Here is a 2,984-nt window from a genome sequence, read left to right as displayed (position 1 = left end):
TCGAGGCCTGCCCGAAGCACCTGAATCCGCCCGAGGCGATTCAGAACCTGAAGAAGGCGGCCATGGCGTACAAGCTGGGGCTGCGGAAGTAGACATAAGCCAGCGGGGGGCGGCCAGGCGGCCGCCCCCTCTGCCATTCTGTGTGCGAACGGGCACCCCACGGGGTGCCCGTTCGGCGTTTCGCAGCTGTGTGCCTGTTACCACAGCCCGATGATCTTCCACCACAGCGAGCCCGCCCCCAGCCAGACCACCAGGTTGATCAGGCTGGTGACGAAGCCCCACTTCCACCAGGTGCCCTGGTCGATGTACCCGGCGCCGAAGAAGATCGGCGCGGGGCCGGTGCCGTAGTGGGTCATCGCGGCGTTCAGGCTGTTGAAGAAGCCGAGCACCAGTACGACCAGTTCCACCGGCGCCCCGGCGCTGATGGCCACCAGGCCCAGGGGCACGAAGAACGCGGTGGCGTGCGCCGTCATCGAGGCGATGAAGTAGTGCACGTACTTGTAGGCGATCACGACCAGGACGAACGCCAGGAACCAGGAGGTAATGTTGCTCAGGGCCGCCTTCAACACCGCCGCGAGCCAGTCGATCAGGCCCACCTTCGAGAGGCCGCTGGCCAGGCCGACCAGGCCGCCGAACCAGATCAGCGCATCCCAGCCGCCCTTCTCGGCCAGCACATCCTGCCAGTCGATCACATGGAGGATCAGCAGGATGGCCACGCCGACCAGGGCGATGGCCGTCGCGTTCAGGCCGGTCCACTGGGTCGTCGCCCAGAGGATCAGGGTGAGGATGAACACGCCCAGCATGCCCTTCTCGCCCCTGCTCATGGGCCCCATCTTCTCAAGCTCGGCGGCCGCCATCGCCGGGGCCTCCGGCGAGTATTTCAGCTCGGGATCAAACATCTTGTAGAAGATATACGGCAAGATGGCGATCGAGATGATGCCCGGCAGGAGCGCTGCCCAGAACCAGCCCAGCCACGTGACCTCGTAACCGAAGTTCTCCTTGGCCAGCGTCGCGATCAGCGAGTTGGGCGCCACGCCGGTCAGGAAGATGGCCGATGTGATCACCGAGAACTGGAAGGAGTTGAACATCAGGTACTGGCCAATCCGCTTGGCGGTGGGACCGGGCTCGGAGCCCATGGCCGAGCAGAGCGAGCGCACGATCGGGAAGAGGATGCCGCCGGAACGAGCCGTGTTGGACGGAGTGGCCGGGGCCAGCACCGTATCGGAAAGCGCCAGCGCATAGCCCAGGCCCAGGGTCGACTTGCCGAATGCCTTGACCAGCATAAACGAGATGCGCCGGCCGAGGCCCGTCTTGATCAGGCCGCGGGCGAACAGGAACGCTGAGACGATCAACCACACCGTTGAGTCTTTGAAGCCGTTCAGTGCATCGCCAATCGCCAGCGTGTTGGTGAAGGCCGTGACGGCCACCGCCGTGATGACCACCGCACCCTGGGGCATCGGCTGGAGAATCAGGCCCAGAATCGTGGCCACGAAGATGCCCAGGAGGTGCATGGCCACCGGTTCCAGGTCGCCGGGTGCGGGCAGGAACCAGATGATCAGACCCACGACAACACAGATGAGACCGCGTACCAACTTAGAGCGCGCTTCCGTACTCACTGGAATCCCTCCTACAGCCACAAACCAAACCCAGGTTCCGGCCAGTCGTTGGTAAGTTCGCGGACTCGCCTACACCGTTACAAATATCACAAGGCTCGGCGTTCCTCTATACCAATTGCCCAAAGATAGCCCGTTTTTGGCGCAATCGCCTGCCCAATTGGTCCAGGTGACCACCAAGCGGCCACACCCTTGTCCATTGGTAGGTGCACCAAAGATTCATTTCTCGCTAGTATCAAACTACGTATATTGCACATCTTAACGGCTGAGAGTTCCATTGAACTGAGGCGCAAATCGCGGTTGCGAGAGGGGTGAAAGAAGGTGGAACGGACAGGCAACGCACCGGGCCGGACGGTGCGCAGTTTCGCCGACCTGAACCCGCGCTACTACCGCACGGGCATGTGGTCGCATGTGCTCCACCGCATCAGCGGCATCGCCATCGTGGTCTTCCTTCTGCTGCACATCTGGGAGATCACCACGGTGGTGCGCGCCGGCGCGGAGGGCTTCAGCACCAAGATGGCCAGCATGGCCGCGCGCGTCTGGGTCATCGGCGAGTGGTTCCTCTTCCTGGCCCTCGTGTTCCACGGCATCAACGGCATCCGGCTCATTCTGCTGGACCTGGGCTGGGGAGTGCACACGCACAAGCGCAACTTCTGGGCAGTCCTGATCCTGTCCGCAGTCGCCGTCGTCATCGGCAGCTACTTCTTCGTCATGCGCTTCCTGGCGTACCCGTGGACGGCCTGAGCCGAACCCGGTAGGAGGTGATTCTTCATGAAAGGAAGCCTGTGGGCGTGGATGATCCACCGTGTCACCGCCGTCCTGCTGGTGGTGTTCGCCGGCATTCATTTCGCGATCATGCACTTCGTGGATCCCACGGCTGTCATTACCTTCGGCGACAGCCAGATGCGCCTCCAGTCCGTCCTTTACCTGATCGTCGACGCCGGGTTGCTGGTGACGGGCCTCTACCACGGCCTCAACGGCATCCGCAACATCATCCTGGACTACTGGCCCCGCGCAGGCCGCGCCGCCGGCTGGATCCTCACCGTGATCGGCGTGGTGGCCGCCGGCTACGGCTCCATGGCCCTGGCGGCCTTCCTGGCCCAGTAGCCGCGTTCGGGGAGGTGTTGGTGGCATGAAAATCAAGCATCGCGTCGCCATCATCGGCGGAGGTCTGGCGGGCCTCAGGGCCGCCATCGCCGTCTTCGACAGTGGCGTGAGCGACGTGGCGATCATCTCGCAGCTTCCTCCGGTCCGTTCCCATTCGGTGGCCGCCGCGGGCGGCATCAACGGCTCACTGGGCAACCACCCCCAGGGCCGGGACGACAACTGGGAGAAGCACGCCTTCGATACCATCAAGGGCTCCGACTACCT

The 2,984-nt window shown here is 63.5% G+C and carries 4 protein-coding genes; 3 read left to right on the top strand and 1 reads right to left on the bottom strand.

What is annotated here, in order from left to right; all coding sequences use genetic code 11:
• Window positions 1–197: 197 nt before the first annotated feature.
• Complete coding sequence (locus AB2385_RS16835) at window positions 198–1,616, bottom strand: anion permease (protein WP_367656168.1); 1,419 nt, start codon at window positions 1,614–1,616, stop codon at window positions 198–200.
• A gap of 318 nt (window positions 1,617–1,934) precedes the next feature.
• On the opposite strand from AB2385_RS16835, the gene sdhC reads away from it, so the two are divergent.
• The 3 genes from sdhC to AB2385_RS16820 form a co-directional block, all read left to right on the top strand.
• A complete protein-coding gene (gene sdhC, locus AB2385_RS16830) occupies window positions 1,935–2,357 on the top strand; it encodes a succinate dehydrogenase, cytochrome b556 subunit (protein ID WP_367656167.1) in 423 nt (140 codons plus the stop codon).
• A 27-nt stretch (window positions 2,358–2,384) separates the two neighbouring features.
• Window positions 2,385–2,720, top strand: coding sequence for a succinate dehydrogenase hydrophobic membrane anchor subunit (locus AB2385_RS16825; RefSeq protein ID WP_367656166.1), 336 nt, complete (start codon window positions 2,385–2,387; stop codon window positions 2,718–2,720).
• A gap of 25 nt (window positions 2,721–2,745) precedes the next feature.
• Window positions 2,746–2,984, top strand: a 239-nt coding sequence (locus tag AB2385_RS16820; protein ID WP_367656165.1) for an FAD-binding protein, incomplete at its 3' end; no start/stop codon positions are given.

The organism is Symbiobacterium sp., from assembly GCF_040797425.1.
Taxonomy (GTDB): Bacteria; Bacillota; Sulfobacillia; order Symbiobacteriales; family Symbiobacteriaceae; genus Symbiobacterium.
Note: the sequence above shows the minus strand (reverse complement) of the source record. Positions and strands in the feature narration are given on the sequence as shown.